This is a genomic window from Helicobacter sp. T3_23-1056 (genome assembly GCF_053654535.1).
This window is the reverse complement of record NZ_JBSIUU010000102.1, coordinates 1-426: the sequence shown is the minus strand read 5'-3', so window position 1 is coordinate 426 and position 426 is coordinate 1. Positions and strand designations below refer to the sequence as shown.

The 426-nt window shown below is 31.9% G+C and carries 1 pseudogene; it reads left to right on the top strand.

Going from position 1 to position 426, the window contains the following annotated elements:
* A pseudogene (locus ACWIUO_RS13890) lies at window positions 1–296 on the top strand (hypothetical protein); the annotation flags it as partial.
* Window positions 297–426: the final 130 nt, after the last annotated feature.

Genomic DNA, 426 nt, shown 5'->3' with positions numbered 1-426 from the left:
TTGAAATCTACAAAAAAGAGGGCAAAAAGTTGTATAGATTTTGGGGACTTGATTATTGTTTGGGCTATTCAAAAAAAATACCCGGAAATACTATGGTAGCTAATCGCTTAAACGAGCAAGAAGCTATTTTACGGAATGTTGGAGGTGAGGAAGCGTTGACAGAATTGAGAGATTATATTGATAAAAATGTGGAATTTAAAGACTTGTATTTTTGTATAGGAATGGTCTATGACTCCAAAGAATACCAAGATAAAGTCGAGCAAGTTATGAAAAAATACTGCAAAGAGTGCGAGTAAAAAATTTTTATTTTTGGAGGCTTTAAATAAATGTCAAAAATGAAAAAATATATATTTGCATTGTTTTTGTTTATGAGTGTATGTAAAAGTGGTGGATTTGTGCCTTTGATACCGCAAGGAGAGTTAGAAC